The sequence below is a fragment of the Brevundimonas sp. EU05-FHT14B07 genome (assembly GCF_058790795.1).
This window is the reverse complement of sequence record NZ_JBYTCZ010000003.1, coordinates 92870-119474: the sequence shown is the minus strand read 5'-3', so window position 1 is coordinate 119474 and position 26605 is coordinate 92870. Positions and strand designations below refer to the sequence as shown.

At 65.7% G+C, this 26605-nt stretch carries 28 protein-coding genes; 9 read left to right on the top strand and 19 right to left on the bottom strand.

What is annotated here, in order from left to right:
• Positions 1–13: 13 nt before the first annotated feature.
• Genes AC3WRC_RS08435 through AC3WRC_RS08400 form a run of 8 tightly spaced genes read right to left on the bottom strand, consistent with a single transcriptional unit; the run spans position 14 to position 6892 of the window.
• Entirely contained in the window at positions 14–403 is a 390-nt protein-coding gene (locus tag AC3WRC_RS08435) for a HesB/IscA family protein (RefSeq protein WP_066551375.1), read from the bottom strand.
• Positions 403–792 carry an SUF system Fe-S cluster assembly protein gene (locus AC3WRC_RS08430; protein WP_017504008.1) on the bottom strand — a complete coding sequence of 130 codons (390 nt, stop codon included), beginning with the start codon at positions 790–792 and terminating at the stop codon, positions 403–405. Before AC3WRC_RS08430 ends, AC3WRC_RS08435 begins: the two co-directional genes overlap by 1 nt.
• 4 nt (positions 793–796) lie before the next feature.
• Complete coding sequence (locus AC3WRC_RS08425; RefSeq protein WP_492303553.1) at positions 797–2035, bottom strand: aminotransferase class V-fold PLP-dependent enzyme; 1239 nt, start codon at positions 2033–2035, stop codon at positions 797–799.
• Positions 2014–3036 (bottom strand): Fe-S cluster assembly protein SufD, encoded by a 1023-nt coding sequence (gene sufD / locus AC3WRC_RS08420; protein ID WP_492303552.1) that lies wholly within the window; start codon positions 3034–3036, stop codon positions 2014–2016. Before sufD ends, AC3WRC_RS08425 begins: the two co-directional genes overlap by 22 nt.
• Positions 3033–3797 carry a Fe-S cluster assembly ATPase SufC gene (sufC, locus tag AC3WRC_RS08415; RefSeq protein WP_492303551.1) on the bottom strand — a complete coding sequence of 255 codons (765 nt, stop codon included), beginning with the start codon at positions 3795–3797 and terminating at the stop codon, positions 3033–3035. The genes sufD and sufC overlap by 4 nt, the downstream gene beginning before the upstream one ends.
• A 13-nt stretch (positions 3798–3810) precedes the next feature.
• Positions 3811–5277 carry a Fe-S cluster assembly protein SufB gene (gene sufB / locus AC3WRC_RS08410; protein ID WP_492303550.1) on the bottom strand — a complete coding sequence of 489 codons (1467 nt, stop codon included), beginning with the start codon at positions 5275–5277 and terminating at the stop codon, positions 3811–3813.
• Entirely contained in the window at positions 5277–6416 is a 1140-nt protein-coding gene (locus tag AC3WRC_RS08405) for a cysteine desulfurase family protein (RefSeq protein WP_492303549.1), read from the bottom strand. Before AC3WRC_RS08405 ends, sufB begins: the two co-directional genes overlap by 1 nt.
• Positions 6413–6892, bottom strand: coding sequence for an Rrf2 family transcriptional regulator (locus AC3WRC_RS08400; RefSeq protein ID WP_492303548.1), 480 nt, complete (start codon positions 6890–6892; stop codon positions 6413–6415). The genes AC3WRC_RS08405 and AC3WRC_RS08400 overlap by 4 nt, the downstream gene beginning before the upstream one ends.
• A gap of 158 nt (positions 6893–7050) precedes the next feature.
• On the opposite strand from AC3WRC_RS08400, the gene AC3WRC_RS08395 reads away from it, so the two are divergent.
• From AC3WRC_RS08395 to AC3WRC_RS08385, 3 genes are all read left to right on the top strand, one after another.
• Positions 7051–7701 (top strand): alpha/beta hydrolase, encoded by a 651-nt coding sequence (locus AC3WRC_RS08395; protein ID WP_017504016.1) that lies wholly within the window; start codon positions 7051–7053, stop codon positions 7699–7701.
• Positions 7702–7786: 85 nt separating this feature from the next.
• The gene (locus AC3WRC_RS08390) at positions 7787–8602 is read left to right on the top strand and encodes a transporter (protein WP_492303547.1); all 816 of its coding nucleotides are present in this window, start codon (positions 7787–7789) and stop codon (positions 8600–8602) included.
• Between the two features lie 41 nt (positions 8603–8643).
• The gene (locus AC3WRC_RS08385) at positions 8644–8898 is read left to right on the top strand and encodes a YdeI/OmpD-associated family protein (RefSeq protein WP_055753469.1); all 255 of its coding nucleotides are present in this window, start codon (positions 8644–8646) and stop codon (positions 8896–8898) included.
• A gap of 4 nt (positions 8899–8902) precedes the next feature.
• Here the strand turns inward: AC3WRC_RS08385 and ahpF are convergent, their stop codons facing one another.
• From ahpF to AC3WRC_RS08360, 5 genes are all read right to left on the bottom strand, one after another.
• Positions 8903–10492, bottom strand: coding sequence for an alkyl hydroperoxide reductase subunit F (ahpF, locus tag AC3WRC_RS08380; protein WP_492303546.1), 1590 nt, complete (start codon positions 10490–10492; stop codon positions 8903–8905).
• A 142-nt stretch (positions 10493–10634) separates the two neighbouring features.
• Entirely contained in the window at positions 10635–11198 is a 564-nt protein-coding gene (ahpC, locus tag AC3WRC_RS08375) for an alkyl hydroperoxide reductase subunit C (protein WP_017504020.1), read from the bottom strand.
• A gap of 107 nt (positions 11199–11305) precedes the next feature.
• Complete coding sequence (locus AC3WRC_RS08370; protein ID WP_492303545.1) at positions 11306–11914, bottom strand: DUF6624 domain-containing protein; 609 nt, start codon at positions 11912–11914, stop codon at positions 11306–11308.
• Between the two features lie 137 nt (positions 11915–12051).
• Entirely contained in the window at positions 12052–13254 is a 1203-nt protein-coding gene (locus AC3WRC_RS08365; protein WP_492303544.1) for an exo-beta-N-acetylmuramidase NamZ family protein, read from the bottom strand.
• Complete coding sequence (locus tag AC3WRC_RS08360) at positions 13251–13859, bottom strand: DOMON-like domain-containing protein (RefSeq protein ID WP_492303543.1); 609 nt, start codon at positions 13857–13859, stop codon at positions 13251–13253. Before AC3WRC_RS08360 ends, AC3WRC_RS08365 begins: the two co-directional genes overlap by 4 nt.
• An 844-nt stretch (positions 13860–14703) precedes the next feature.
• Here AC3WRC_RS08360 and tyrS point away from each other — a divergent pair.
• The 3 genes from tyrS to AC3WRC_RS08345 all read left to right on the top strand — a co-directional run bounded on the left by tyrS (position 14704) and on the right by AC3WRC_RS08345 (position 17081).
• Entirely contained in the window at positions 14704–15957 is a 1254-nt protein-coding gene (tyrS, locus tag AC3WRC_RS08355) for a tyrosine--tRNA ligase (RefSeq protein ID WP_492303542.1), read from the top strand.
• A complete protein-coding gene (locus tag AC3WRC_RS08350) occupies positions 15957–16421 on the top strand; it encodes a peroxiredoxin (RefSeq protein WP_492303541.1) in 465 nt (154 codons plus the stop codon). Before tyrS ends, AC3WRC_RS08350 begins: the two co-directional genes overlap by 1 nt.
• A 114-nt stretch (positions 16422–16535) precedes the next feature.
• On the top strand, positions 16536–17081 hold the full coding sequence (locus AC3WRC_RS08345) for a bactofilin family protein (protein ID WP_082465003.1): 546 nt from the start codon (positions 16536–16538) through the stop codon (positions 17079–17081).
• Between the two features lie 87 nt (positions 17082–17168).
• Here the strand turns inward: AC3WRC_RS08345 and prfB are convergent.
• Both prfB and AC3WRC_RS08335 read right to left on the bottom strand, forming a co-directional pair.
• Positions 17169–18291 (bottom strand): peptide chain release factor 2 gene (gene prfB / locus AC3WRC_RS08340; RefSeq protein WP_099052186.1). Its coding sequence is split into 2 segments (ribosomal slippage): positions 17169–18221 and positions 18223–18291, totalling 1122 coding nucleotides; the frame shifts between segments, so codons are not numbered across the junction.
• Between the two features lie 119 nt (positions 18292–18410).
• Positions 18411–20825, bottom strand: coding sequence for a penicillin-binding protein 1A (locus AC3WRC_RS08335; RefSeq protein ID WP_055753461.1), 2415 nt, complete (start codon positions 20823–20825; stop codon positions 18411–18413).
• Positions 20826–20960: 135 nt separating this feature from the next.
• On the opposite strand from AC3WRC_RS08335, the gene AC3WRC_RS08330 reads away from it, so the two are divergent.
• A complete protein-coding gene (locus AC3WRC_RS08330) occupies positions 20961–21389 on the top strand; it encodes an organic hydroperoxide resistance protein (RefSeq protein WP_492303540.1) in 429 nt (142 codons plus the stop codon).
• A gap of 59 nt (positions 21390–21448) precedes the next feature.
• Positions 21449–22453, top strand: coding sequence for a cobaltochelatase subunit CobS (cobS, locus tag AC3WRC_RS08325; protein WP_055753459.1), 1005 nt, complete (start codon positions 21449–21451; stop codon positions 22451–22453).
• A 661-nt stretch (positions 22454–23114) separates the two neighbouring features.
• Here cobS and AC3WRC_RS08320 read toward each other — a convergent pair.
• Positions 23115–23474 (bottom strand): phage holin family protein, encoded by a 360-nt coding sequence (locus AC3WRC_RS08320; RefSeq protein WP_492303539.1) that lies wholly within the window; start codon positions 23472–23474, stop codon positions 23115–23117.
• A 108-nt stretch (positions 23475–23582) separates the two neighbouring features.
• Between AC3WRC_RS08320 and AC3WRC_RS08315 the strand changes: the two genes are divergently transcribed.
• The gene (locus AC3WRC_RS08315) at positions 23583–24020 is read left to right on the top strand and encodes an HIT family protein (protein WP_492303538.1); all 438 of its coding nucleotides are present in this window, start codon (positions 23583–23585) and stop codon (positions 24018–24020) included.
• Here the strand turns inward: AC3WRC_RS08315 and AC3WRC_RS08310 are convergent.
• The 3 genes from AC3WRC_RS08310 to AC3WRC_RS08300 are packed head-to-tail and all read right to left on the bottom strand — an operon-like array spanning position 24017 to position 26569.
• Entirely contained in the window at positions 24017–24553 is a 537-nt protein-coding gene (locus AC3WRC_RS08310) for a response regulator transcription factor (protein ID WP_066626535.1), read from the bottom strand. The genes AC3WRC_RS08315 and AC3WRC_RS08310 overlap by 4 nt on opposite strands.
• Positions 24543–25874: an ATP-binding protein gene (locus tag AC3WRC_RS08305; protein ID WP_492303537.1), complete on the bottom strand. Its 1332-nt coding sequence runs from the start codon at positions 25872–25874 to the stop codon at positions 24543–24545. Before AC3WRC_RS08305 ends, AC3WRC_RS08310 begins: the two co-directional genes overlap by 11 nt.
• Complete coding sequence (locus AC3WRC_RS08300) at positions 25871–26569, bottom strand: SURF1 family protein (protein ID WP_492303536.1); 699 nt, start codon at positions 26567–26569, stop codon at positions 25871–25873. The genes AC3WRC_RS08305 and AC3WRC_RS08300 overlap by 4 nt, the downstream gene beginning before the upstream one ends.
• Positions 26570–26605: the final 36 nt, after the last annotated feature.

Genomic DNA, 26605 nt, shown 5'->3' with positions numbered 1-26605 from the left:
GACCGGACCCCTCTCAGTCGGCGGCGACCGGCACGATGGTCACGCTCTCGCCGCAGCCGCAGGCGTCGGTCTGGTTCGGATTGTTGAACACGAACTTGGACGCCAACCGCGTCGTTTCATAGTCGATCTCGGTGCCGATCAGGAACAGCACGGCCCGAGGCTCGATCAGAATGGTGACGCCCTTGTCCTCGACCACCTCGTCCATCGGCCCGATCTCGTCGGCATAGGCGAAGGTGTATTCCTGTCCGGCGCAACCGCCGTTCTTGACGCCGATCCTCAGGCCGATGTGATCGTTCTCGGCATTGTCCAGGATTTCACGCACCCGCTCGGCGGCCGCGTCCGTCAAGGTGACGGCTTTGGGGCGCGGGCGGCGCGGACGGGATGTGGCTTGAAGCTCGCTCATCAGAACATATTCAGGGCCAGCTTGGCCTCGTCGCTCATCTTGGAAGCGTCCCACGGCGGATCAAACACCAGATTGGCCTTGGCGCTGCGCACGCCCTCGACCTTTTCCACCGCCGTCTCCACCCAGCCCGGCATTTCGCCGGCGACCGGACAGCCCGGCGCCGTCAGCGTCATGTCCACCACCACATCGCGGTCATCGTTGACGTCCACGCGGTAGATCAGGCCCAGCTCATAGATGTCGACCGGGATTTCCGGGTCATAGACCGACTTCAGCGCCTCGATCAGCTGATCGGTCAGGGTGTCCAGCTCGGCCTGCGACAGGGCGCTCTTTTGGGGTTCGTCCCAGGCGTCCTTGAAGGCGTCGCTGTCTTGAATCGGTTGATCTGTCATCCGCTTACACGAAGAAGTTCCGCGCCTTGATCAGCGCATCCACGAAGGCGTCGGCATCCTCCACGGTGTTATATAGGGCGAAGGAGGCGCGGGTGCTCGACGTCACCCCCATTCTTTTCGCCAGCGGCTCGGCGCAGTGCAGACCCGCGCGCACCGCGACCCCGTAACGATCCATGATCTGGGCGACGTCATGCGCATGCGCGCCCTCGACGGCGAAGGTCAGGATCGCGCCCTTGCCATCGGCCTCGCCCAGAACCCGCAGCCAGGTCTCACCCTGAAGTCGATCGACGGCGTGCTGATAAAGGGCATGCTCATGCGCCTGCACGGCCGCCCGGTCGTATTGCGCAAGCCATTCCAACGCCACGCCCAGGCCGATGGCCTCCAGGATCGGGGGCGTCCCCGCCTCGAACCGGTGAGGCGGCCGGGCATAGGTCACGCGGTCCTGCTCGACCGTCTCGATCATCTCGCCACCGCCCTGATAGGGCGGCAATGCCTCCAGCGCCTCGGCCTTGCCGTACAGGGCGCCGATGCCGGTCGGGGCGAACAGCTTGTGCCCGGTCAGGACGTAGAAGTCGCAGCCGATGGCTTGAACGTCCGGCGTCGCATGGACCGCCCCCTGGCACCCGTCGATCAGCACCTGAGCCCCGGCCGCATGGGCCAGTCGCGTGATCTCAGCGACCGGATTGATGGTCCCCAGCACGTTCGACATATGGGTGACCGCCACCATCCGCGTCCTGGGCCCCAGCATGTCGGCATAGGCCGCCATGTCCAGCGAGCCGTCGTCCTTGACCGGAATCCACTTGATCACCGCCCCGCGGCGTTCACGCAGCAGATGCCACGGCACGATGTTGGAGTGATGCTCCATCTCTGAGACGATGATCTCGTCGCCTGGCTGGATCGACAGCCCCAGACCATTGGCCACCAGATTGATCGCCTCGGTCCCGCCCTTGGTCCAGACCACCTGTTCGGCGCTCTCGGCGTTCAGGAAGCGGGCGACGATCTCGCGCGCTTTTTCGAAGGCCTCGGTCGCCTCGTTCGACAGGGTGTGTAGGCCCCGGTGGACGTTGGCGTAGCCGCCCTCCATCGTCGCCACCAGTGCGTCGATCACCGCGCGCGGCTTCTGCGCCGAGGCCGCATTGTCTAGATAGACCAGCGGCTTGCCGTTCACCTGACGCGACAGGATCGGGAACTGCGCCCGCACGGCATAGGGATCGAAGGTGTTCACAACCGGGCCGTCAGCCATTCCCGCGCCACCTCTCTCGCGCCCTCATGCTCGATCCGGTCGATGACCTCGATCAGGAAGGCCTGGGTCAGCAGGGCGCGGGCCTCCTCGGCCGGAATGCCGCGCTGCTGCATGTAGAACAGGGCGCTCTCGTCCAGCGTCCCCACCGTATTGCCGTGCGCGCACTGCACGTCGTCGGCATAGATGATCAGTTCCGGTTTGGCGTCGATCTCGGCCCGTTCGGACGCGATCAGGGCGTGATGGCCCATGCGCGCATCCGTGCCGTCGGCGCCGCGCTCGACCACGATTTTGCCCTGGAAGACGCCGCGCGCCGTGTCGCGGGCCACGCCCTTTATCAACTGGCTGGTCGCGCCGTCATGCTCGACGTGGCGCACCACGCTGGTCAGGTCGGTGTGACGCGATCCGTTCAGCAGATACAGGCCGTCCGCCTGAACCTGGGCGCCCTGGGCGTAATGCGTGATGCGGGTCTCGATCCGCTGCAGCTTGGCGCCGGTCGTGACGATGGTCTGGCGATAGACGCCGCCCGCCTCGACCTTCACATGGGCCTCGGCGATGGAGATGGCGTCCTCCGGCTCCTCGACCAGGACGACGCGCGTCACCTCGGCGCCGGCCGCCACGTCCAGTTCCAGCGTATTGTGGGCGACATAGGCCGAGCCCGCGCCCTCGTGCGTTTCCAGCAGCAGCAGCTTGGCACCGGCGCGCGCCGACACTCGCGCGCTGGCCGTGTGGCCCGTGCCGACGGCGTTCGACACATAGCGCAGCCGCAGCGTCCGATCGCCCGAGGCGATGAAGTCGGTCACGCCGACAGCGCGCCCGTTGGCGAAGACGATCGCCTCACCGCCCAGATCGTAAAACGGTCCCGGCGGACCGACCTCGGCCATACCGGACGGCTCCGGCGCGGCGCGAAGATAGCGCTTCAGGTCGCTATATTTCCACGCCTCCGTGCGCCTTGACGGATAGGTCTCGGCGTCGGTCAGGTCGATGGCGAAGGCCACGCTCATGCGCCCCCCCCCTCCAGGACTGGCGGCAAATACTTGTCGTACCCTTCCGCCTCCAGCTCCAGAGCCAGTTCCGGCCCGCCCGAGGCCACGATCCGGCCGCCGGCCAGCACATGCACCCGGTCCGGTTTGATGTAGTCGAGCAGGCGCTGATAGTGGGTGATGACCAGCATGGCGCGGTCGGGACGACGCAGCGCGTTCACACCCTCCGACACGATGCGCAGCGCGTCGATGTCTAAACCGGAATCAGTCTCATCCAGGATCAGCAGCGACGGCTCCAGCAGAGCCATCTGCAGGATCTCCATCCGCTTCTTTTCGCCGCCCGAGAAGCCGACGTTCAGCGGCCGCTTCAGCATGTCGAAATCCATCTTCAGCGCCTTGGACGCCTCGCGGACCAGCTTCAGGAAGGCGGGCGCCGCCACCTCCTCCTCGCCTCGCGCGCGCTTTTGCGCATTCAGCGCCGTCCGCACGAAGGTCAGGGCCGGCACGCCGGGGATCTCGATCGGATACTGGAACGACAGAAACACGCCCTTGGCCGCCCGTTCGGCCGGATCCAGCGCCAGCAGGTCCTCGCCCGCCCATTCGACAGACCCTTCCGTCGCCTCATAGCCCGGCCGTCCCGACAGGGCGTAACCCAGCGTCGACTTGCCCGCGCCGTTCGGCCCCATGATGGCGTGCACCTCGCCCGCTGGAACGTTGAGCGTCAGGCCCTTCAGGATCGACTTTTCGCCGACAGAGACTTGGAGGTTGTTGATGTTAAGCATTGTTTCTTCTTGATTATCCAACCGAGCCTTCAAGGCTGATCGCCACCAGCTTCTGCGCCTCGACAGCGAACTCCATCGGCAGCTTCTGCATCACGTCGCGGACGAAGCCGTTGACCAGCAGGGCCACCGCCTCCTCCTGCGACAGGCCGCGCTGCTGGGCGTAGAACAGCTGGTCGTCCGACAGGCGCGTCGTCGTCGCCTCGTGCTCCAGTTGGGCCGAGCCGTTGCGCGCCTCGATATAAGGGATGGTGTGCGAGCCGCACTCCTTGCCGATCAGCAGGCTGTCGCACTGGGTGAAGTTGCGAACGCCCGTCGCCTTCGGATGCACCGAGACCAGGCCGCGATAGGTCGAGTCCGACTTGCCCGCCGACACCGCCTTGGCGATGATCCGCGACTTCGAGTTCTTGCCCAGGTGGATCATCTTGGTGCCAGTGTCGGCCTGCTGATGTCCGTTGGTGATGGCGATGGAATAGAACTCGCCCGAGCTCTCCTCGCCCTTCAGGATGCAGGACGGATATTTCCAGGTCACGGCCGAGCCGGTCTCGACCTGTGTCCAGCTGACTTTGGACCGATCGCCCCGGCAGTCGGCGCGCTTGGTCACGAAATTGTAGATTCCGCCCTTGCCCTCGGCGTCGCCCGGATACCAGTTCTGGACCGTCGAATATTTCACCTCGGCGTCGTCCAGCGCCACGATCTCGACCACGGCCGCGTGTAGCTGGTTCTCGTCGCGCATCGGCGCGGTGCAGCCTTCCAGATAGGAGACGTAGGCCCCCTTGTCGGCGATGATCAGCGTCCGCTCGAACTGGCCTGTCTGGCTGGCGTTGATGCGGAAATAGGTGGACAGCTCCATCGGGCATTTGACGCCCGGCGGGATGTAGACGAACGAGCCGTCCGAAAAGACTGCGCTGTTCAGCGCTGCGAAATAGTTGTCCGAGACCGGCACCACCGACCCCAGATATTGCCGAACCAGATCAGGATATTCGCGCAAGGCCTCGGAAATCGGCATGAAAATCACGCCGACCTTGGCCAGTTCCTCTTTGAAGGTCGTGACGACCGACACGCTGTCGAAGACGGCGTCCACGGCGACCTTGGGCGCGCCCTGCACCCCGGCCAGCACTTCCTGCTCCTTCAGCGGGATGCCCAGCTTCTTGTAGATCTCCAGGATTTCGGGATCGACCTCGTCCAGCGACTTGGGCCCGTCCTTCTTCTTGGGCGCCGCATAGTAGAACAGGTCCTGATAGTCGACGGGCTCGTAACGGACCGCCGCCCAAGTCGGCTCCTCCATCGCCAGCCAGCGTTCATAGGCGGCCAGACGCCATTCCAGCATCCATTCCGGCTCGCCCTTCTTTTCGGAAATGAAGCGCACGATCTCGGCGCTCAGTCCCTTGGGCGCATATTCCGTCTCGATATCGGACGTGAAGCCGTGCTCATACTTCTCCAGCGCGGCGACGGCGTCGATGGTTTCCTTGACGGCGGCCATCAGGCGACCTCTCTCACGCGCTCGGCGGCGCGCGTCTTGTGCTTGTTGTAGGCGGAGACCCAGGCGTCGGCGAACCTTGCCCAGTCGCTCTCGACCGTGCCCCAGCCGCCGGACACGCGAACGCCCCCGGTCGCCAAGCTGTTCAGCCCCATGGCGCTGATGGTCTTGGACGGCTTGACCTTGCCCGACGAACAGGCCGAGCCGGCCGACACCATGACGCCCGTCAGGTCCAGGGTGATCAGCTGCTGCGGACTGTCCCAGCCCTCGACCGCCATGAACAGGGTGTTGGGCAGCCGCGCCACCCCGCCGCCGATGATGGTCGCGCCCGCAGCCTTGACCTTCGCCTCGGCCGCATCGCGCCAGGCGACGTGCGAGGCCATCGTCTCCAGATCCCGCACGGCGCAATCGGCCGCGACGCCGAACCCGGCGATGCCCGGCACGTTCTCGGTCCCGGCGCGCAGGCCTCGCTCCTGCCCCGCGCCGTGCAAAATCCGCACGCCCGACAGGCCTTCCTTGAAGATCAGGGCGCCCACGCCCTGCGCCCCGCCCAGCTTGTGCGCCGACAGGGTCAGGGTGTCCGCGTCCAGCGCGCGCATATCGACCGCGATCTTGCCCGCCGATTGGATGGCGTCGACATGCAGCCAGGCGCCCGCCGCCCGCACCAGGGCCGCCGCCTCGGCGATCGGCTGGATGACGCCGCTTTCATTGTTCGCATGATGGATGGCGACCACGGCCCGGCCCGGGCGGTTCAGCGCCTCCGCCAGCCAGTCCAGATCGACCACGCCGTTCGCATCGACCGGCAGCACCTCGACCGGCGCCCCCGCATTCGCCGCCGTCTCGGCCACGCACGGATGTTCGGTCGCCGACACGATCAGCCGCTCGCAGCCGGCCGCCAAGGCGCTGGCGATGCCCTGGGCGTTGGCTTCCGTGCCGCCTGAGTTGAACACCACCGCCGTCGGATCGGCCCCGACCAGGTCCGCGACCTGCGCCCGCGCGGTTTCGACCCGCGCCCGCGCCCGCCGGCCGGCCGCATGGACCGCCGACGGATTGCCGTTGTCGGCCAGGGCCCTGGCCATGATGTCCAACACCTCCGGCCGCACCAGGCCCGAGGCGTTATAGTCCAGATAGACGCCGCTCATGCCGCGACCGCCACGGCCGAGGCTTCGACATTGCGCCGACGCTGGCCCGTGCGGTTCATCACCACATCCTCCAGCGACACGCCCGCCAGATAGCGATGAATTTCGTCGCCCAGGTCTTCCCAAAGATTGTGGGTGATGCAGCGTTCGCCGGCCAGCATGCAGCCCTTGGGCGAGCCATGCGCCACGCACCGCGTCGCCCGGATCGGTTCATCCACCGCCAGCACGATCTCGGCGACCACCGTCTCGTGCGCCGCCTTGGACAGACGGTATCCGCCGCCCGGCCCGCGCACGCTCTTGACCAGTTCGCTCTTCCTCAGACGGGCGAACAACTGCTCCAGATAGCTCAGCGAAATCTCCTGGCGCGCGGCGATCTCGGCCAGCGAAACCGCCCGGATTTCACCGCTCTCGCCGCGTCCGTTCTTCGCCAGATCGGCCATCGCCATCACGGCGTATCGTCCCTTGGTCGACAGACGCATTTCGCACCTTCAAAAATTGCGCGCTTTTCGGGGCTCCTGTGCTAGAACCCGCGCCTTCGCAAAGGCGGCGCGCTTGCGGAGGGACTTAGAAAGTCCCACCTCCGCGGTCAAGTATTACGCACTCGCGAAATGACAGTTGAACGGATTCCAGAGCCCCTATGCCTGAAGTCATCCTGCCCGGCGCCTCCGGTCGCATCGAAGGCCGCTATTCCCCGGGCAAGCGCCCGAACGCCCCGATCGCGCTGATCCTGCATCCGCACCCCAAGGCGGGCGGACATATGAACAATCCGGTCGCGGTCACCCTGCACCAACTGTTCCAGCAGCGTGGCTTTGCGACCTTGCGCTACAACTCCCGCGGCGTCGGCAAGTCGCAGGGCGAGTTCGATTCGGGCATCGGCGAGCTGGCCGATGCGGCCACCGCCCTCGACTGGCTTCAGGCCAACAACCCCGGCGCCAGCCAGACCTGGGTCGCCGGCTATCAGTTCGGCGCCTACATCGGCATGCAGCTTCTGATGCGTCGCCCCGAGACGGACGGCTTCATCTCGGTCTCGCCGCCGTCGAACATGTATGACTTCAGCTTCCTGGCGCCCTGCCCGGCGTCCGGCCTGTTCCTGCATGGCACGGCCGACACCATCGTCCCGCCGGTCGAGGTCGAGCGCGTGGTCAACAAGCTGCGCACCCAAAAGGGCATCATCATCGACTACGAACTGGAAGAGGGCGCCAGCCACTTCTGGCAGGACCACATGAGCGCGGTCGAAACCCGCGTCGGCGCCTATCTGGACAAGCGTCTGGAAGAAAAGCCGGCCTGACATCCGGCCTGATATTAGACTTGGCGTCACGGCTGATTAAGGCGCGGGCGGCATGATCGTGCGAGACATCGCTGCGAGATCCGCCATGCGTCCGCCCCTTCTGATCGCCCTGATCGCCTCCCTGGCCTTGACCACGGCCGTGGCGGCTCAGTCCCCCGCGCAAGAGCGCGATTTCTGCGCCGATCGCCCTGGCAAGGGCACTCCTACCTGCATTCTCGACAAAGGCCGTTGGCAGGTCGAACTCGGCCTGTTCGACGGCGCTCGCCAGACGGACGGTACGACACGGACCGACACCTGGGACGCCGGCGACCTGTTCGTGCGCTATGGCCTGACGGGCCTGACTGAGCTTCAACTCGGGCTCACGACCTGGACCCACGAACGAATCCTCGACCGCGCGACACGCGACCGCGATGTGAACGAAGGCGTCGGCGATCTCAGTCTCGGCCTGCGCCATTCTCTGAAGAACCCCGATGGCTCGGGCCTGTCCGTCGCGATTTCCGGCTTCATCACCGCGCCGACGGGTGCGCCCGACATTCGCGCGGATGGTTTCGAAGGCGGCGTCATCCTGCCGGTCTCCATCCCGCTGAACGACGACTGGAGTCTGAGTTTATCACCCGAAGTCGATTGGGTCTCGGACGCGGACGGCGACGGCCGCCACGCCGCCTATACGATGGTCGCCGGCGTCGGCCGCGGCTTCGGCCGCTGGGATCTGGGCGCCGAGCTTTGGGTCAGCCGCGACGATGATCCGGTGGAAGTGACCACCCAGTCCACCTTCGACCTGACCGCCGTCTGGTCGCCCCCGTTCCTGCCCGACGCCCAACTGGATTTCGGTCTCAACTTTGGCCTGAACGACGACAGCCCGGATGTGGAGTTCGGAGTCGGTCTCGCACGGCGGTTCTAACGCGCCGTTGCGGACCAGACCTGTCGCTGCGACAAATGGGCATGGCCGATGCGACCGACATCACCGGCGGCGTGGTTCACGACTTGCCGGACGACCTGCGCGCGGCGTTGGTCGCCGCGCCTGACGCCCTGGCGACCTGGCGCGACATCACGCCCCTGGCCCGCAACGAATGGATCTGCTGGATCGAGTCCGCCAAGAAGTCGGAAACCCGTCGCAAACGGCTGGATTGGGGCCGGGCGAGCTTGACCGACGGCAAGCGCCGCCCCTGTTGCTGGCCCGGCTGCCCTCACCGTTGAGCGATCACGCCGGTTCGGCCACCGCCTCTTTCGCCGGCTCGGTGCGGATCATGTAGTCGAAGGCCGACAGACCCGCCTTTGACCCCTCGCCCATGGCGATGACGATCTGCTTGTACGGCACGGTCGTCGCGTCACCCGCCGCAAAGATGCCCGGCTGCGAGGTCTCGCCGCGGTGATCCACCTCGATCTCGCCGCGCGGGGTCAGGCCCACCGCGCCGTGCAGCCATTCGGTGTTCGGGACCAGACCGATCTGCACGAAGATGCCTTCCAGATCGACGTCGTGATGGGCGTCGGAGTTGCGGTCCTTGTAGGACAGGCCCGTCACCTTCTCGCCGTCGCCCTGCACCTGGGTCGTCAGGGCCGAGGTTACGATCCGCACGTTCGGCAGGGTCGCCAGCTTGCGCTGCAGCACCGCATCGGCCCGCAGCTCGCTATCGTATTCGATCAGGGTAACATGGGCCACGATGCCCGCCAGGTCGATCGCCGCCTCGACGCCGGAGTTGCCACCGCCGATCACCGCCACCCGCTTGCCCTTGAACAGCGGCCCGTCGCAGTGCGGGCAATAGGCCACGCCCTTGTTCTTGTACTGGTCCTCGCCCGGCACATTCATCTGGCGCCAGCGAGCGCCGGTCGACAGGATGACGGTCCGCGATTTCAGCGATGCGCCGTTCTCCAGCACCACCTCGTGCAGGCCGCCCGCAACCTTGGCCGGGATCAGCTTGGCCGCCTTCTGCAGGTTCATCAGGTCCACTTCATACTCGCGGACGTGTTGTTCCAGATGGGCCGCCAGCTTGGGGCCCTCGGTGTAGGGGACTGAGACGAAGTTCTCGATCGCCATCGTATCCAGCACCTGTCCGCCGAAGCGTTCGGCGACGACGCCCGTACGAATGCCCTTGCGCGCCGTATAGATGGCGGCCGCCGCCCCGGCCGGCCCGCCGCCGACCACCAGAACCTCGAACGGATCCTTGGACTTCAGCCGCTCGGCCGCGCGGGCTTCGGCGCCGGAATCCAGCTTGGCGACGATCTGCTCCAGCTCCATCCGGCCCTGACCAAACAGTTCGCCGTTCAGGAAGACCGTCGGCACGGCCATGATTTTGCGTTCCTCGACCTCGTCCTTGAACAGGCCGCCCTCGATGGCGACGTGTTTGATGCGCGGGTTCAGCACGCTCATCAGGTTCAGCGCCTGCACCACGTCCGGGCAGTTCTGGCACGACAGCGAGAAGTAGGTCTCGAACACATAGTCGCCGTCCAGGTCCCTGACCTGCTGGATCACCTCCTGCGCCGCCTTGGACGGATGGCCGCCGACGTGCAGCAGAGCCAGCACCAGCGAGGTGAACTCGTGGCCCAGCGGAATGCCCGCGAACCGCACGCCGATGTCCGTACCCTTCCTGCGGATCAGGAAGCTGGGCTGGCGCTCGTCGTCATAGTCGCGGCCCATCTCGACCTTGCCGTGCGAGACCGAGACGATCTCCTCCAGCAGGGTCTTCAGCTCGATCGATTTCGGCCCCGCGCCCAGCGAGGCGACCAATTCGACGGGATGGACGATGTTCTTGAGGTAGGCTTCGAGCTGGGATTTCAGATTGGCGTCTAGCATCGGATGCTCCTCGAATTTCAGGGTAACGTGCCGCCTTCGAGCCGATCCCGGCGAGGCCTGCGCGATAAGGTCCGCGTCCCGCATTTGGGAGGCGGCCGGGTGGGTCCGACCCGAAGGCCGGACCCGATAGGCGTAGTCAGTCTTAGATCTTGCCGACGAGGTCGAGCGACGGGGCCAGGGTGGCTTCGCCTTCTTCCCACTTGGCCGGGCAGACTTCACCCGGGTGCGAGCGCACATACTGGGCGGCCTTGACCTTGCGCAGCAGTTCGGCGGCGTTGCGGCCGATGCCTTCCGACGTCGTTTCGGTGAACTGGATCACGCCGTCCGGATCGACCAGGAAGGTCGCGCGGTCGGCCAGGCCCACGCCAGGACGCATGGCGTCGAAGTTGTTGGTCACCAGGCCCGACGGATCGCCCAGCATCGTGTATTCGATCTTGCCGATGGCCGGCGACGAGTCGTGCCAGGCCTTGTGCGAGAAGTGGGTGTCGGTCGACACCGAATAGATCTCGACGCCCAGCTTCTGGAACTCGGCGTAGTGGTCGGCCAGGTCTTCCAGTTCGGTCGGGCACACGAAGGTGAAGTCGGCCGGATAGAAGAAGAAGATCGCCCACTTGCCCGCGACGTCGGCGTCCGTGACCGTCAGGAATTTGCCGCCCTTATAAGCTTCGGCCGTAAAGGGTTTGATGGTCGTGTTGATGAGGGCCATGCGCAAAATCCAATGCAAGGTGTTTGGGAGACCCTCTCCCTACCGCACTGCACAAAATAAGCCCAATCACTTATTTGCGGATGCGCAATAGATTTTGGTTATGGCGACTATTGCTGGGTGCAAGGCGGATAATCCCTGAAGCGCGCCTCGTATTCCGCCAGCGTCCATGGAAACTTCATCTCGCGCCGCCATTGTTCGACGCGCTGCGGATCCTCAAGCGTGTCGACCACCCAACGCCCTTCCTTGCAGGTCATCTGTGTGCCGTAACGCTGCGGGCGGCCTTCGTTTATCGCCAGCCTGTCGTACATCAGACCATAGCTCTGACCCTCGACTTCGCCCTGCGCCACCAGCGGCTCCAGCACGGGAACGAACCGTCGCCAGTTTTCCAGATCGGAATGCTGAATGATCAGGAAGGCGGCGCCGGCTGCACGCTCGCCATAGACTGACTTTTTGAACCATCCCTCCGCCGGAACCATAGTCAAAAGCTCTTCCAGCAAGGCCTTGTCGACCGCGTTGATGTCCGCCCACGCCAAGGTCTCAGCGGATTGTCGCTCGTCGGCAGGCAGAGCGCTGAAATCCAGCACCGTAACCGCGCGCCTGCCGACCTGATCCAGCGCGCCCATGCGTTCGAGCCGCTCGCGGTCAGAGGTCGTCGGCGGCAGGGCGGCTTGACGCGCCTTTTCGGCTGCGATCGCCTCGGCCACCGGCGCGACCAAGGCTCTGACTTCGACGCTCGGTTCAGCCGGTGCCTGAGACGTCAGCAGCGCAACGGCAAAAATCGATCCAATCACAACACCCCTCCACAATCAGGCCGAGAGGTGATCGCGCCTTGATGGCGAACTTTGGGCAAAGATCAATAGAGCAGGAACGGTCGCCGCGCCTCTTCCCACGCCGCCTCGTCCGGCTGCGTCGTCGCGTCCAAATCGCCCGGCGTCGCGCCGGCGTCGTCCACCCATTCCCGCAGGCCCGGCCCACCGTTGATCACGTCGATGGGCAGTTTGCCGAACGCATATTCATACGGAAAATCCCGCCACAGATCGTAGTCGGGATACAGCCGACGGATCGCCTTGAAGCCCAGGGCCTGAACCCGCCACGGCTTGAAGGCCGCATGGTCGTAGCCAGGGTGATCGACGTGGATCTGCACCCCGCTGCACAGCTTTCCGACGTGCTTGTGGAAGGTCGGCTCGAACCACATGTCGCGCAAGATGCAGCCGCCCAGCCAGTCCGGAGCCAGCGCGTGCATTTCCGCGATCACCGCCCGCGCGTCGATGTCGGGCGCCCCGAACAGTTCCAGCGGCCGCGTCGTGCCGCGGCCTTCCGACAGGGTCGCCCCCTCCAGCATCACTGTCCCGGCGTATGCCCGCGCCATCGACAGGTTGGGCGCATTGGGGCTGGGGTTCACCCACGACCGGTCCAGCAGCGGCCATCCGTACCCCGGCCCCTCCTCCGGCGCCCAGCCCTGCATCTCGATGACCTTGTAGTCGATGTCCAGGCTATGGAGAGCGATGAACCAATGGCCCAGTTCGCCCAGCGTCATCCCGTGCCGCATCGGCATCGGCCCTGCTCCGACAAAGCTTTCCCAACCGGGCTTCAGCGTCATCCCCTCGACCGGCCGCCCCGCCGGATTGGGCCGATCCAGCACCCACACCGCCTTGCCGTGCTTCGCCGCCGCCTCCAGCACATAGAGCAGCGTCGTCACATAGGTGTAGATGCGGCACCCCAGGTCCTGCAGGTCGATCAGGATGACGTCGAACGTGTCCATCGACGCCTCGGTCGGACGCCGCACCTCGCCGTACAGGCTGAACACGGGGATGCCGTGGACCGGATCGCGATAATCCGGGCTCTCCATCATATTGTCTTGCAGATCGCCCTTCATCCCGTGCTGCGGGCCAAAGGCGGCGGTCAGCCGGATCTCGGGACAGACGGCCAGGGCGTCGACCGCGTGGGTCAGATCGTTCGTCACCGACGCCGGATGCGCCAGCAAGGCCACGCGCCGCCCCTTCAACTGCGCACGCAGGGCATCGTCGGACAAAAGGCGGTCGAGGCCAAAGTTCATGTCAGGTCCAGCGCGAACGAGTCGGAATGATGAAAGTCCGGCTTATCCGATGGATGCGCCAGCGCCCAATAGCCGATCGCCCCGTCCACGCCCCGGATCACCGCCGCCAACCCCGCCGCCCCGACCGCATCCACCGGCAAGGTCACGTCCGCCGTCAGCACGAACTGACTAGGCGCCGACCGCGTCACGATGAAGGGCGCGGGCATGTCCAGTTCCCGCATCCCGTCGCGATAGCCGTCGAACCGATAAGCCGCCCACGCCCCCGACGGCGACAGATTGTATTCGACATAGCCGCCCGTCGTCCGCACGAACGCCTCGAAACAGGTCGTCCGCCACAACTCGTCAGTCCGCACCCGCGCCGCCGCCTCCGGCGGCCACACACGCTCCACCGGTCCGGCCAGCACATACTCGAGGCTCAGAACTCGCCCGGCTCGCCGCGCTTCGACCTCCAGCGTCAGCCCCGCCGGGCTGGATGTCGGATGCGGGATCAGGGGCAGACGCATGGCGCCTTCGTATCGCAGGCCGGCCAACTCGTCGATTGCATCGACCGAGGCGGCGCATCTACAATCTGGAGATGAGGTTCCTCGTCCTTTTTGCGCTGACATTCGCCTATACCTTCGCGCTGTTGCTCTTGAGCGAGTCCGCGCCCCCGCCTTTGCCGCACATGCTGACGGTGGCGCTTTGCGGCGCCATCGGGGCGTCTCTGGCGAACGCTACCTGGTGGCTGGTCGAGCGAAAGCTGCTTCGCAGGCCCACGCGTTAGATCAAGAGCCGGCCTCCAACTTCCTCCACCTGGGACCGATTGTGCAAATGCGTTTCGCTTTGCAAACAGCGTCGAAAACCATCGCCCGACCGACTTGCCCGACGCCTCATCAACCCTTGCTTGCTTCTGACCGGTGTGAAAGCATTGCAGCATGCCCAAGCGCTCGCCCTACGGTCCGCAGATGACCTTCCCTGAGAAGCGCGAATTTTTAAATGATCGCCTCCACCTCGTTGTGGGTCTGCTCACGCCGTGCTTGGTCGTCAGCGGCACATCGTCCGAGCCGTCTTCCGTGTTCCTGACATGGACAGTAGTCGTCGCCCTATTTGCGCTGGTCCTCAACCGGGTGATTCCCTGAAGGCGGACAGCTCGGCGGTACGTCGTCAGGCATCGCATCTGCGCGGAATATCGGCTGCATTTACAGCGGCATGAGGCGCAGCAGCGTCGTCGTACCCATCGCGGCCTGAAACGGCGTTACAATGGTCGCGCCATCCCAAAGCCGCTCCACCTGAAATTGCACCATCTTGCGTTTTGCACGCGTTTTCGCGGTGCAGTGCGATTTTTCGCCGACCGAGATTAGACGAATTAGACACTTTAGACGGTGTTTTTCATCCGCACCGTCTGAACAGCCAGCGCCGCCTCGACTAGGGGAAGACGACCCTCGTCATCCCTGCTAACCCAGCCTCACCATGACCGAACACGCCTTCAAATCCGACTTCCTCCGCACGCTTCAAGCGCGCGGCTACATCCATCAGATCACCCATCCCGTCGAATTGGACGAGGCGGCCGCTGCGGGCGTGGTGCCGGGCTATATCGGCTTCGACGCCACTGCGCCGTCACTGCACGTCGGCAGCCTGATCCAGATCATGATGTTGCGCCGGCTTCAGCAGGCGGGCGGCAAGCCCATTGTCCTGATGGGCGGCGGCACGACCAAGGTCGGCGACCCCACCGGCAAGGATACGTCGCGTCCGCAACTGACTGAAGAGACGATCCAGTCCAACATCGACACCATCAAGACGGTCTTCGCCAAGTTCCTGACGTTCGGCGACGGACCGACCGATGCGGTCATGGTCAACAATGACGACTGGCTGTCCGGCTACGGCTACATTCAGTTCCTGAGGGATTTCGGCACCCACTTCACCGTCAACCGGATGCTGGCCTTCGACTCGGTCAAGCTGCGTCTGGAGCGTGAGCAGCCCATGACCTTCCTTGAGTTCAACTACATGCTGATGCAGTCGGTGGACTTCCTGGAGCTCAATCGCAGCCACAGGGTCACCCTGCAAATGGGCGGCTCGGACCAGTGGGGCAACATCACTTCGGGCGTGGATCTGGTGCGCCGCGTGGATCAAAAGGCCGCCTTCGGCCTGACCACGCCGCTGCTGACCACGGCATCCGGCGGCAAGATGGGCAAGACCGCTCAGGGCGCCATCTGGCTGAACGCCGAACAACTCAGCCCCTACGACTACTGGCAGTTCTGGCGTAACGCCGAGGACGCCGACGTCAGCCGCTTCATGCGCCTGTTCACGGACCTGAGCCTGGAACAGATCGCGGAATACGAAGCGTTGGAAGGCGCGGCCATCAACGACGCCAAGAAGGCCCTCGCCGACGCCGCGACCACGCTCCTGCATGGCGCGGACGAGGCCGCAAAGGCGCGCGCCGCCGCCGAAAGCAACTTTGAAAAGGGTCAGTTGTCCGCTGACCTGCCGACCGTCGAACTGCCGTCGGCCGAGGTCTACGGTGCCATGATCGCCGCTGTCGTGACAAAGGCCGGCCTGACGGCGTCCAACGGCGAGGCCCGTCGCCTGGCCCAGGGCGGCGGTCTGCGTTTGAACGACACCGCGGTGTCCGACGGCGCTCAACTGCTGACCGAAGCCGACCTCAAGGACGGCGTCATCAAACTCGCGGCCGGCAAGAAAAAGATCGTTCTGGTGAGGCCCGTCTGATGTCCGCCACTGAAGGTCAGCCCGCGCCTGCCCTCGACCTACCCACGGACGGCGGCGGCCACGTCACCCTCGCCGCCCTCAAGGGCAAGCCTGCTGTCGTCTATTTCTACCCCAAGGACGACACGACCGGCTGCACGCGTGAGGCCCAGGACTTCACCGCCCTGGCCTCTGACTTCGCCGCTCTGGGCGTGCCTGTCATCGGCGTGTCGAAGGACACGGTGAAGAAGCACGACAAGTTCAAAGCCAAATACGATCTCGCCGTCACCCTGGCCTCCGACGAGGACGGCGCCGCCTGCGAGGCCTGGGGCGTCTGGGTGCAGAAAAAGCTCTATGGCCGCGAATATATGGGCATCGAGCGGGCCACCTTCCTGATCGACGCCGAGGGCCGCGTCGCCAAGGCCTGGCGCAATGTGAAGGTCGCCGACCACGCCGCCGCCGTGCTGGAGGCCGCCAGGGCCCTTTGATCGGCGAGCGTCGTTCGGAAGCGATGCTTGACCTTGGCCCCTCCTCCACGGCCTAGTGGGCGTCGGGGCTAATAGGGGCTTGGCCGGCCTTGGCTGGCAGATGCGGAGCGCACCATGTTCACCAAGAGCAAATCCTACGACAGCGGATCGAACGGCCTGGGCATCCCCCCGGCGCCCGAACCGACCACGCCCACGCCGACGGCTGCGAGCACGCCATCTCTGCCCGCCACGACGCCTGCGCCGCGCGCGCCCGAACCGGCCCGTCCGGCGGCCCGGTCCAGCAATCTGTCGACCCTGTCGGCCGGCGTGAAATACGAAGGCAACATCTCCGGCGCCGGCGAGCTTCAGGTCGACGGCTCGCTGAAGGGCGATGTTCGCGTCTCGCGCGTCGTGATCGGCGAAGGCGGCTCGGTCGAGGGCACGGTCCATGCCGACGTCCTTGACGTGCGCGGCCGCGTCTCGGGCGCCATCGTCGCCAAACAGGTCAAGCTGCACGCCACCGCCCGCGTCGAGGGCGACATCACGCAAGAGCAACTCGCCATCGACCAGGGCGCCTGGTTCCAGGGCCGCTGCAACCAGGCCAAGCGCGACACCCCCGGCGCCGCCATGCTGGAAGCCCCCGCGCCGAAGGCCGACAAGGCGGACAAGACCGCCGCCTGACCGCGTCGAATGTGAAGGGGCTCAAGTCGGCTGCAAGGCCGATAGGCCAAAACAAAAAGGGCGGCTCATCCGAGCCGCCCTTTTCCGTCAGTCCACGCTCGATCCTCGGGTCTCGCCGACCCGCTGGGCCAGGGCCGCGCCCATGAAGGCGTCCAGGTCGCCGTCCAGCACCCCCTGGGTGTCCGAGGTCTCAACCTCGGTCCGCAGGTCCTTCACCATCTGATAGGGCTGCAGGACATAGGAGCGGATCTGGTGACCCCACCCGATGTCGGTCTTGGCGTCGGCCAGCGCCTGAGCCGCCGCCTCACGCTTCTGCAGTTCCAGCTCGTACAGGCGCGCGCGCAGCATCTTCCAGGCCATCTCGCGGTTCTGGTGCTGCGACCGGCCGGCCTGGCAGGCCACGACGGTGTTGGTCGGGGTGTGGGTCAGGCGCACAGCCGAGTCGGTCTTGTTGATGTGCTGACCGCCCGCGCCCGAGGCGCGATAGGTGTCGGTGCGGACGTCCGAGGGGTTGATGTCGATCTCGATCGCGTCGTCCACGACCGGCGACACCCCGATGGAGGCGAAGCTGGTGTGGCGCTTGGCCGCCGCGTCATAGGGGCTGATGCGGACCAGGCGGTGCACGCCTGATTCCGACTTCAGCCAGCCATAGGCGTTGGGCCCCTCGATCAGGATGGTGGCCGATTTGACCCCCGCCTGTTCACCCTCTTCGTGCGCTTCGATCGTGACCTCATAGCCGTGCGCCTTCGCCCAGCGCGAATACATCCGCAGCAGCATGCCGGCCCAGTCGTTCGACTCGGTGCCGCCGGCGCCGGAGTTCACTTCCAGATAGGCGTCATTGCCGTCAGCCTCCCCGGACAGCAGGGCTTCCAGCTCGGCGCGGGCGGCGCGTTCCTTGATGCCGCGCAGTGACGCGCGAGCGTCTTCCAGCGCGCCCTCGTCGCCCTCCTCGTCCGCCATCTCGGCCAGCATCACCCCATCTTCGAGGTCCTGCTCCATCGCCTTGACGGTGTTGATCTTGCCTTCCAGCTGCGAGCGTTCGCGGCTGACGGCCTGGGCCTCGTCGGGCTTGTCCCACAGTGTCGGATCCTCGACCCGCGCATTCAGCTCATCGAGCTTTCTTAAAGCGACATCCCAGTCAAAGACGCCTCCTGAGCAGAGCGACGCTCTGCTCGATGTCGGCCTTCATGGCCTCGACATCCGGTCTCATCGCAATCTCCGCGACACAACGCCCTGAAGCAGCGCGGTCCGCAGGACGCGCGACAGGGCAGGATTAATGGAAAACGGCGCGCCACGAGGACGCGCCGTTCGAAAGGCCTACCTAGAGCCTCAGTACAATCCGCTCAAGTCCTCGGCCGGCGCCTTCTTGGGCGGCGGCGGCGCGGTGGGCGCCGGCGATGAGGCGGGCGCGCCGCTGGCGGCCTCCTGCTCGCGGCGGATCACCTCATAATAATTCTGCGGTCCAACGGGCTGAGCCGGCCCGGTCGGGCGCGGCGGCGGGGCCTGGCGCTCGGTGCCGGGGCGGAAGGCCTCCTCGATGCCGTTGACGGTCCGGAAGATGGCGTTCTTGGGCCGCACGAACGGGCGAGCCGGCCTTTCTTTCAACGCCGTCTGCATGAACTCCGTGAAGACCGGCACGGCGGCCGACGCGCCGGCTTCTCCGGATCCCAGAGAGCGGTTGTCGTCAAAGCCGATGAAGACGCCGACCACGATGTCGGTGGTGAAGCCCACGAACCAGGCCGAGCGATATTCGTTGGTCGTGCCGGTCTTGCCCGCGACCCAGGGGCCCAGGCCGCGCGCGCTGGCGGCGGTGCCGCGCTGAACGACGCCTTCCAGCATGGAGCTCATCTGATAGGCGGTGATCGGGTCGATGACCTGGGTGCCGCGCTGCTGCAGGCGCGGGGATTCCTGACCCGAGAAGCCCCGTCCGCATTCGCGGCAGCTGCGATTGTCGGCGCGGAAGATGGTCTCGCCGTCGCGGTCCTGCACATAGTCGATCAGATAGGGCGTCACCCGCCGCCCGCCGTTGGCGAAGGCGGAATAGGCGGCCGTGATCTCAAGCGGCGTGACCTCGCCAGCGCCCAGCGACACCGACAGGTTCGGCGTCATGCCCGGCAGACCCATCTTGGCCGACTGATCGACGATCTTCTTCATCCCGACCGACTGGGCCAACCGCACCGTCATCACGTTGCGCGACAGTTCCAGCCCGCGCCGCAGCGTCTGAGGGCCATAGTATTGGCGGCTGTAGTTCTCTGGCGTCCAGCGCTGGCCGTTCGGCCCTCCGGCGAAGCTGATCGGCGCATCCAGCACGATCGAGGCCGGGGTGAAGTCGCCCTCCAACGCTGTCGCATAGACGAACGGTTTGAACGCTGAACCCGGTTGGCGCCGCGCCTGGGTCGCCCGGTTGAAGCTGGACAGCGCGTAGGAGTAGCCGCCGACCATCGCCAGCACGCGGCCGGACTGCGGCTCGATGGCGACCAGCGCCCCGTTGACGCGCGGCACCTGCTTCAGGGCGAACTGGCCGCCCTGCGGCTCCACGAAGATCAGTTCGCCGCGTTTCAGCTGGCGATTGGCGTTGGCCCAGGCCGCGTCCGACGCCAGCAGCGTGCCGGACTTGTCGTCGCGGGCCGTGCGGATGCGGACCGTGTTGCCGCTGACGCTTTCGATGGCGGCGGCCTGCCAGCTGCGGCGTTCGGGCGGCGCCTGTTCCTTCAGCGCGACCGCCTGCCAGCCGTCGGCGAAGTCGGTCGTGCCCCACCCGCCGCGCCAGCCGTGACGACGGTCATAATTCTCAAGCCCCTGCATCAGGGCCCGGCGCGCCGCCGTCTGCAGCGTGGGGTCCAGGGTCGTGCGCATATAGAAGCCGCCGGCGCGCAGCTGCTCGCCGAACTGGGGATTGGCTGCGGCCTGGCGCCGCGCCTCCTCGACGAAGAAGTCGGCGTCCTTGTAATCCGACCGCTGGGGCGCATCGCGCGTGACCAGAGGCTTGGCGCGGGCCTCGACCAGTTGTTCAGGCGTCAGCCAGCCGCTCTGCTCCATCTCGCCCAGCACCCAGTCACGACGGCCCTTGGCCGCGCCGGGGTGACGCTTGGGGTGATAGTTGTTCGGCCCCTTGGGCAGGGACGCCAGGAAGGCGGCTTCGTCGGGCGTCAGCTGCGCCAGCGACTTGCCGAAGTAGTTGTAGGCCGCCGAAGCGATGCCGAACGAGCGATAACCCAGGAAAATCTCGTTCAGGTACAGCTCGAGAATCTGTTCTTTGGACAGGGTCGCCTCCAGGCGATTGGCCAGGATGGCTTCCTTCAGCTTGCGGTTCAGGCTGGATTCGTTGGTCAGCAGGACGTTCTTGGCCACCTGCTGGGTGATGGTCGAACCGCCTTCCAGCCGGCGTCCCGACGCCAGGTTGAAGACGTTCTTCAGCGACGCGCGGCCGATGCCGCCCACATCGATGCCGCCATGCTGGAAAAAGTTGCGATCTTCAGCCGCCAGGAAGGCGTGGATCACCGGCTGGGGAATCTGGTCGTAGGAGACATAGATCCGGCGCTCGTCCGAAAACTCGCCGATCAGGGTGCCGTCGCCGGCATAGACGCGCGTCGCGGTCGGCGGGCGATAGTCCGCCAGCTCCGACGCATCAGGCAGGTCGTGGAACAGCCACGCGGCATAGACGGCGACGACCAACCCCGCCAGGGCGATGCCGCCCAGCAGAACCATGCCCGCCCACACGAACCAGCGTTCGGCAATCTTCACTGCGTACTCCGACGACGCGCCCCAGCAGGTGCTTTAGCCCGCGTCGCCCGCCGATGGCTAGAGCCGCGATGCAACGCCCCCTTCCCGTCCGCCGTTAAGCTCCCATCTCAAGCATCCCAACCCAAGGAGCCTGCCATGGAAGTTCTGTATCGCGCCCAATCAACGGCATCGGGCGGAGGCCGCGAAGACGGCCGTTCGGCCACCGACGACGGCAAGATCGACGTCAAACTGTCGACGCCGACCGAGATGGGCGGCAAGGGCGGCGACGGCACCAACCCCGAGCAGCTCTTCGCCACCGGATACGCCGCCTGCTACCTCGGCGCCCTGCGTCTGGTCAGCGGCAAGGCCGGCAAGCCCGTCAGCCCCGACACCAAGGTCACCGCCGGTGTCGGCTTCGGCAAGAACACCAAGGGTGAAGGCTTCAACCTCGACGTGGACCTGACCGTCACCGACCACGGTCTGGACCAGGCCGTCATCGACGACCTGATCGAAAAGGCGCACCAAGTCTGTCCCTACTCCAACGCCACCCGCAACAACGTCGATGTTCGCCTGAGCGCGAAATAACCGACGCCAAGGGCCGCGCGCGTGTTGAGCCGCGCGCGCGGCGCCTCTAGATGAGGTCCATGACCTCCCCGCTCGACGCCTCCCCCGATCCCCTGCTGACGCTCGAGCCGCATCGCCGCGTGACCCTGCGCGAAGCCTTCGGCGTGGACAGCGACATGACCGTGCCCGCCTTCGACGAGCGCGACAGCCATGTGCCCGAGATCGACGAGGCCTATCGCTTCGATCCCCAGACGACGATCGCCATCTGCGCCGGCTTCGCCTTCGACCGCCGCGTGATGGTTCAGGGCTATCACGGCACCGGCAAATCCACTCACATCGAACAGGTCGCCGCCCGCCTGAACTGGCCGCTGGTTCGCGTGAACCTGGACAGCCACGTCAGCCGAATCGACCTGATCGGCAAGGACGCCATCGTCCTGAAGGACGGCAAGCAGATCACCGAGTTCCGCGAGGGCATCCTGCCCTGGTCGCTGCAACGCCCCATCGCCCTGGTCTTCGACGAATACGACGCCGGCCGGCCCGACGTGATGTTCGTGATCCAGCGCGTACTGGAGGCCCAAGGTCGCCTGACCCTGTTGGACCAGAACCGCGTCATTCGCCCGAACCGCTATTTCCGTTTGTTCGCCACGACCAACACCATCGGCCTGGGCGACACCACGGGCCTGTATCACGGCGCGCAACAGATCAATCAGGCCCAGTTGGACCGCTGGAACATCGTCACCACGCTGAACTATCTCGATCACGACGTGGAGGCCGAGATCGTCGCCGCCAAGGTGCCCGAGTGGAAGGACGCCGAGGGCCGCCGCCGGATCGCCGCCATGGTCCGCGTCGCCGACATGACCCGCAACGCCTTCATGAATGGCGACATCTCGACCGTCATGTCGCCCCGCACCGTCATCACCTGGGCCCAGAACGCCCAGATCTTCAACGACGACCTGGGCCTCAGCTTCCGCCTGACCTTCCTGAACAAGTGCGACGAGCTGGAACGCCCGACCATCGCCGAGTTCTACCAGCGCGCCTTTGGCGAGGATCTGCCGGAAGCGGCGACGCGAGTGAAGGTGGGATAAATGTCTGCAGCGTTGCTGTCCGCCCTGATACTCAGCGCGATATCGGCACAGGCCACCGTGGACAACACGGTGTCCGACGCCTTCGTGGTCGAAGACGGCGGCCTTCGGCATGTAACTTCCGGCTTCTTTTGTCCGTCGCGCATACCCGATGCGACCCTATCAACATCTCGTCTTGGCGCACCGGGCGACGCCACAGCGGAGGGGGCTTATTGCGAATATGAGGAAGCTGGAAAGCCCGTCGCCTATCTGAGATTCTCAAGAGCAAGCGGCCCGCCCCTGACGGATCAATATTGCCAGTCTCTGCCGCAAGCCCTGAAGCTTCAAATGGGGCCAATGCTTCCGGGCATTCGTCAATATGATCAGGTCGGGCCTTGGCCAGAAGGCCTTGCTCCGCCTTCAGTCGACGGCGAGCCAATCGCGCCCTTAACCTGTGCCTTGTCGCGACCGCCTCGCATCGTCATCCAGTCGACTGCGGCGTTCACTCGTGCGGGTTGGACGGTGACTGCGATCGGAACCCCGATACCGCCCCCATGCTGCAATGGTCACAGTGGCCTTCGGCTGATCGCAAAGGACATGCTCAGCTTGGTCCTCATCATCGAGACGGCGGCGTCCTACAGGGTGCCCACGACCTAGGCTTTGGCAGCCCAACAAGCTTCGTCTATCAGCCCCGCGCCTCTTCACCGCCGCCGATGAAGGCGCCGGCGATCCAGCTGACGACGCCGGTCACGATGGCCGCACCGATGCCGGCCCACAGGCCGTCGACGCGGAAGCCGTCCAGCAAGATGGAGGTCAGCCCGATCATTGCGGCGTTCACGACCAGCAGGAACAGTCCAAGGGTCACGACGGTAATCGGGAAGGTCAGCACGACCAGGATCGGCCGCACAAAGGCGTTGACCAGGCCCAGAATGATGGCGGCGGCGATGAGCGACCCCGTGCTGGTGAAGTCCACGCCCGGCACGACCTGGGCGGACAGCCACAGGCCCGCCATAGTGACCAGCGCCTGGATGATGAAACGGATCATGACGTGCCTCGTTACGTTCAAGCGTGACCATAATGCATGGCGTGGGCGAAGGCTCCCCCTCCGTGGACAGCGCTGCTATCGAAGGTTCGAACCGCACGGAGACCGCTCATGAGCCTGCACGGCGCCTATGACACCAACAACATCTTCGCCAAGATCCTGCGCGGCGACATTCCGTCGGTGAAGGTGTGGGAGGACGACCACGTCCTGGCCTTCATGGACGTGTTTCCCCAGTCGGAAGGCCACGTCCTGATCATCGCCAAACAGTCCCAGGCGCGTAATCTGCTGGAGATCGAGCCCGAGGTGCTGGCCCGCATGACCGCCGCCCTGCAACGCACGGCCAAGGCGGTCGAGAAAGCGCTGAAGCCTGAAGGCCTGTCGATCCTGCAGTTCAACGGCGAGGCGGGCGGACAGACGGTCTTCCATCTGCATTTCCACATCGTGCCGCGCTGGGCCGATCGTGAGATGAAGGGTCACGACCATGCGCCGATGGCGGATACGGCGACCTTGCGGGCGCTGGCCGACCAGATCACGGCCGAACTGGACTAGGTGACGCGGCGCTTTTCCAGCTTCCGGGCCAGGGTGCGGCGGTGCATGCCCAACCGCCGCGCCGCCTCGGAGATGTTGAAGTCGGTCTCCACCAGCGTCTCGTGGATCCGCTCCCACTCCAGCGTCTTGATCGAAGTGGGGCGCGTGCCCAGCGGCGTCTCGGCGTCGCCGTCCGCCCGGCCGAACGCGGTTTCGATGTCATCGGTGCTGGCGGGCTTGGCCAGATAGTGCCGGGCGCCCAGCTTGATCGCCTCGACCGCCGTGGCGATGCTGGCGAAGCCGGTCAGGACGACGATGTTCATCTCGGGATCGAAAGCGTGCAAAGCCTCGACGCAGGTCAGGCCGGAATGGCCGCCCAGCTTCAGATCGACGACCGCATAGCCGGGGCGATGCGTCTTCAGCACCTCGGTCATCTGGTCGGGACTGGCGGCGCTGACGACCGTATAGCCACGCCGTTCGAACGAGCGTCGCAGGGTGGTCGAAAACGATTCGTCGTCCTCGACGATCAGCAGCAATCTGGCGTCATCGGTCATGCGCGATCTCGTGTGTCGGAGCCAACGCCGAAAGCGGCAGGGTGAGACGCACTTCTGCGCCGCCCGCCGGGGGATTGGAGGCTTCTACCCGTCCGCCCAGCGACCGGATCACATTCATGAGCAGAAAGAGGCCAAGACCGGCGCCGGGCCTGGGCTTGGTGGAGTTGTAGGGCTTGCCCCAGGCCTGAAGGATCGCCGGCGGAAAGCCCGGTCCGTCGTCGCGGACCGCGATGCCGAAATCCTCGTCCGTGCGTGTCGTGGTCACGGTGATGCGGCTCGCTCCGGCCTCGACCGCATTGTCGAACAGCACGCCCAGCACCTGACGCAGGGCCGGGTCGGCGATGATCGGCGGGTTCTGGGCCAGTTCATCGCGGATTTGCACCGCCACACCGTCGCCGCTCCAACTGGCCACCACATCGGCGACGAACGCCCGCAGGGTCGTGCGCTCGGGCGCCTGTCCCCTCGCCTCGCCGGCCGACATCAGGATGCCGGTGACGATGGCCTTGCAGCGTTCGACCTCGGCCCGCATCACCGTCATGTCCTGGGCCAGGTCGGCGTCCTGGGTCAGGGCCGGCATCCGCTTCCAGTCACTGAGGATCACCGACAGCGAAGCCAGCGGCGTTCCCAACTCGTGGGCCGCGCCCGACGCCAGCAGGCCCATGCGGACGATATGATCATGCTCAGCCGTCTGCTGGCGCAGGGCGGCCATGGAGGCGTCGCGCTCACGCAGGTTCTGGCTGATCCGGGTGACGAACAGCACCAGCAGCACGGCCATCAGCACGAAACAGATCAGACTGCCCTGAAGATAGAGGCTGAGCAGCGAATCCTCGCGCGCCGGCGGCAGGTTCAGCGGGCGGGAATGCAGGCCCAGCCCGGCGAAACACAGGCTGGTGATGGCGATCAGCGCCCACGCATAGACCGGCGCCAGCAGCACCGCTCCCAAGACGACTTGCAGCAGATACAGCGCCACGAACGGATTGGCCGCGCCCCCGGTCAGGAACAGCAGCCAGGTCAGGGCCGCCACATCCGCCAAGAGGGCGATCATCAGCGCCTGATCCTCGACCTCCTGCCGGCGCACGGTCAACGGCGCGCTGACCAGATTGACCAGCACCAGACCCGCCGGCGCCGCCAGCAACCACAGCACCGGCAGCGGGATCCGCATCACGTACTGGACAAGCAGGATCGTCGCCACCTGCCCGGCGACCGCCAGCCAGCGCAGCTGGATCAGCAGCAGCATGTTGCGGCGGTTGGCGCCGCCGTGGGTCGCGACCCCGCCTCTGAACCCAAGGCCCAGCAGCCTCTGTACAGTTGTCGTCGTCACGACCTGTTGCGCCTGCCGTCGCGCAGGAACAGCCAAAGACCGACCAGGGTCAGCAGCGCCATGCCGAACCAGGTCAAGGCATAGACCAGATGGCTGTTGGCGAAGCGGATCACCGTCAGCCCTCCGCGCGGCCATCCCCCTGGGTTCGGGCTGGCGTCCGCATCAATGAAATAGGGCGCGACGGTCGTCAGGCCCCGCCGCGCAGCGATCGCCGCGACGTCACGAGAGCGCCAGCGATCACCGGCGGGATCATTGGCGCGCAGGAATCCGCCCTTCGGCTCGGTGATTCGGAGCAGTCCCGTCACACTCTGCGGTCCCTCGACCTGACCATCGGCGCGGACGGCCGGATCGCGTCGGCCTGCGGGCACAAAGCCGCGATTGATCAGGACGGTGAAACCCCGGTCATCAACCAGAGGCGTCATGACCCAGAAACCGCCGCCGGCGTCGGTCACCGCCTGAACCAGTGTTTCCTTGTCGTGCAGGAATCGACCGCGAACCGTAACTCTGCGGTACTGATCCTTGTCGCGCGTCACGCCGGCCCATTGGGTCGGGCCAGGCGCTGGGACGGCGGTCGCGTGAACGCGCGCATCGACCTGGGCGATCAGATTGGTCTTCCAGGCCAGGCGCTGAACCTGCCACCCGCCCAGCGCCAGGAACCCGACGAACAGCGCCAGGCCCGCGACCACGACCGCCATGCGGAAGGATCGCGAACGTCTGGCCTTGCCGCCGGC

Excerpts from the sequence above, each read along its gene's own strand:
- AC3WRC_RS08435 (WP_066551375.1), bottom strand. The coding sequence starts at position 403 with ATGAGCGAGCTTCAAGCCACATCCCGTCCGCGCCGCCCGCGCCCCAAA.
- AC3WRC_RS08430 (WP_017504008.1), bottom strand. The coding sequence starts at position 792 with ATGACAGATCAACCGATTCAAGACAGCGACGCCTTCAAGGACGCCTGG.
- AC3WRC_RS08425 (WP_492303553.1), bottom strand. The coding sequence starts at position 2,035 with ATGGCTGACGGCCCGGTTGTGAACACCTTCGATCCCTATGCCGTGCGG.
- sufD (WP_492303552.1), bottom strand. The coding sequence starts at position 3,036 with ATGAGCGTGGCCTTCGCCATCGACCTGACCGACGCCGAGACCTATCCG.
- sufC (WP_492303551.1), bottom strand. The coding sequence starts at position 3,797 with ATGCTTAACATCAACAACCTCCAAGTCTCTGTCGGCGAAAAGTCGATC.
- sufB (WP_492303550.1), bottom strand. The coding sequence starts at position 5,277 with ATGGCCGCCGTCAAGGAAACCATCGACGCCGTCGCCGCGCTGGAGAAG.
- AC3WRC_RS08405 (WP_492303549.1), bottom strand. The coding sequence starts at position 6,416 with ATGAGCGGCGTCTATCTGGACTATAACGCCTCGGGCCTGGTGCGGCCG.
- AC3WRC_RS08400 (WP_492303548.1), bottom strand. The coding sequence starts at position 6,892 with ATGCGTCTGTCGACCAAGGGACGATACGCCGTGATGGCGATGGCCGAT.
- AC3WRC_RS08395 (WP_017504016.1), top strand. The coding sequence starts at position 7,051 with ATGCCTGAAGTCATCCTGCCCGGCGCCTCCGGTCGCATCGAAGGCCGC.
- AC3WRC_RS08390 (WP_492303547.1), top strand. The coding sequence starts at position 7,787 with ATGCGTCCGCCCCTTCTGATCGCCCTGATCGCCTCCCTGGCCTTGACC.
- AC3WRC_RS08385 (WP_055753469.1), top strand. The coding sequence starts at position 8,644 with ATGGCCGATGCGACCGACATCACCGGCGGCGTGGTTCACGACTTGCCG.
- ahpF (WP_492303546.1), bottom strand. The coding sequence starts at position 10,492 with ATGCTAGACGCCAATCTGAAATCCCAGCTCGAAGCCTACCTCAAGAAC.
- ahpC (WP_017504020.1), bottom strand. The coding sequence starts at position 11,198 with ATGGCCCTCATCAACACGACCATCAAACCCTTTACGGCCGAAGCTTAT.
- AC3WRC_RS08365 (WP_492303544.1), bottom strand. The coding sequence starts at position 13,254 with ATGAACTTTGGCCTCGACCGCCTTTTGTCCGACGATGCCCTGCGTGCG.
- AC3WRC_RS08360 (WP_492303543.1), bottom strand. The coding sequence starts at position 13,859 with ATGTCAGCGCAAAAAGGACGAGGAACCTCATCTCCAGATTGTAGATGC.
- tyrS (WP_492303542.1), top strand. The coding sequence starts at position 14,704 with ATGACCGAACACGCCTTCAAATCCGACTTCCTCCGCACGCTTCAAGCG.
- AC3WRC_RS08350 (WP_492303541.1), top strand. The coding sequence starts at position 15,957 with ATGTCCGCCACTGAAGGTCAGCCCGCGCCTGCCCTCGACCTACCCACG.
- AC3WRC_RS08345 (WP_082465003.1), top strand. The coding sequence starts at position 16,536 with ATGTTCACCAAGAGCAAATCCTACGACAGCGGATCGAACGGCCTGGGC.
- AC3WRC_RS08330 (WP_492303540.1), top strand. The coding sequence starts at position 20,961 with ATGGAAGTTCTGTATCGCGCCCAATCAACGGCATCGGGCGGAGGCCGC.
- cobS (WP_055753459.1), top strand. The coding sequence starts at position 21,449 with ATGACCTCCCCGCTCGACGCCTCCCCCGATCCCCTGCTGACGCTCGAG.
- AC3WRC_RS08320 (WP_492303539.1), bottom strand. The coding sequence starts at position 23,474 with ATGATCCGTTTCATCATCCAGGCGCTGGTCACTATGGCGGGCCTGTGG.
- AC3WRC_RS08315 (WP_492303538.1), top strand. The coding sequence starts at position 23,583 with ATGAGCCTGCACGGCGCCTATGACACCAACAACATCTTCGCCAAGATC.
- AC3WRC_RS08310 (WP_066626535.1), bottom strand. The coding sequence starts at position 24,553 with ATGACCGATGACGCCAGATTGCTGCTGATCGTCGAGGACGACGAATCG.
- AC3WRC_RS08300 (WP_492303536.1), bottom strand. The coding sequence starts at position 26,569 with ATGGCGGTCGTGGTCGCGGGCCTGGCGCTGTTCGTCGGGTTCCTGGCG.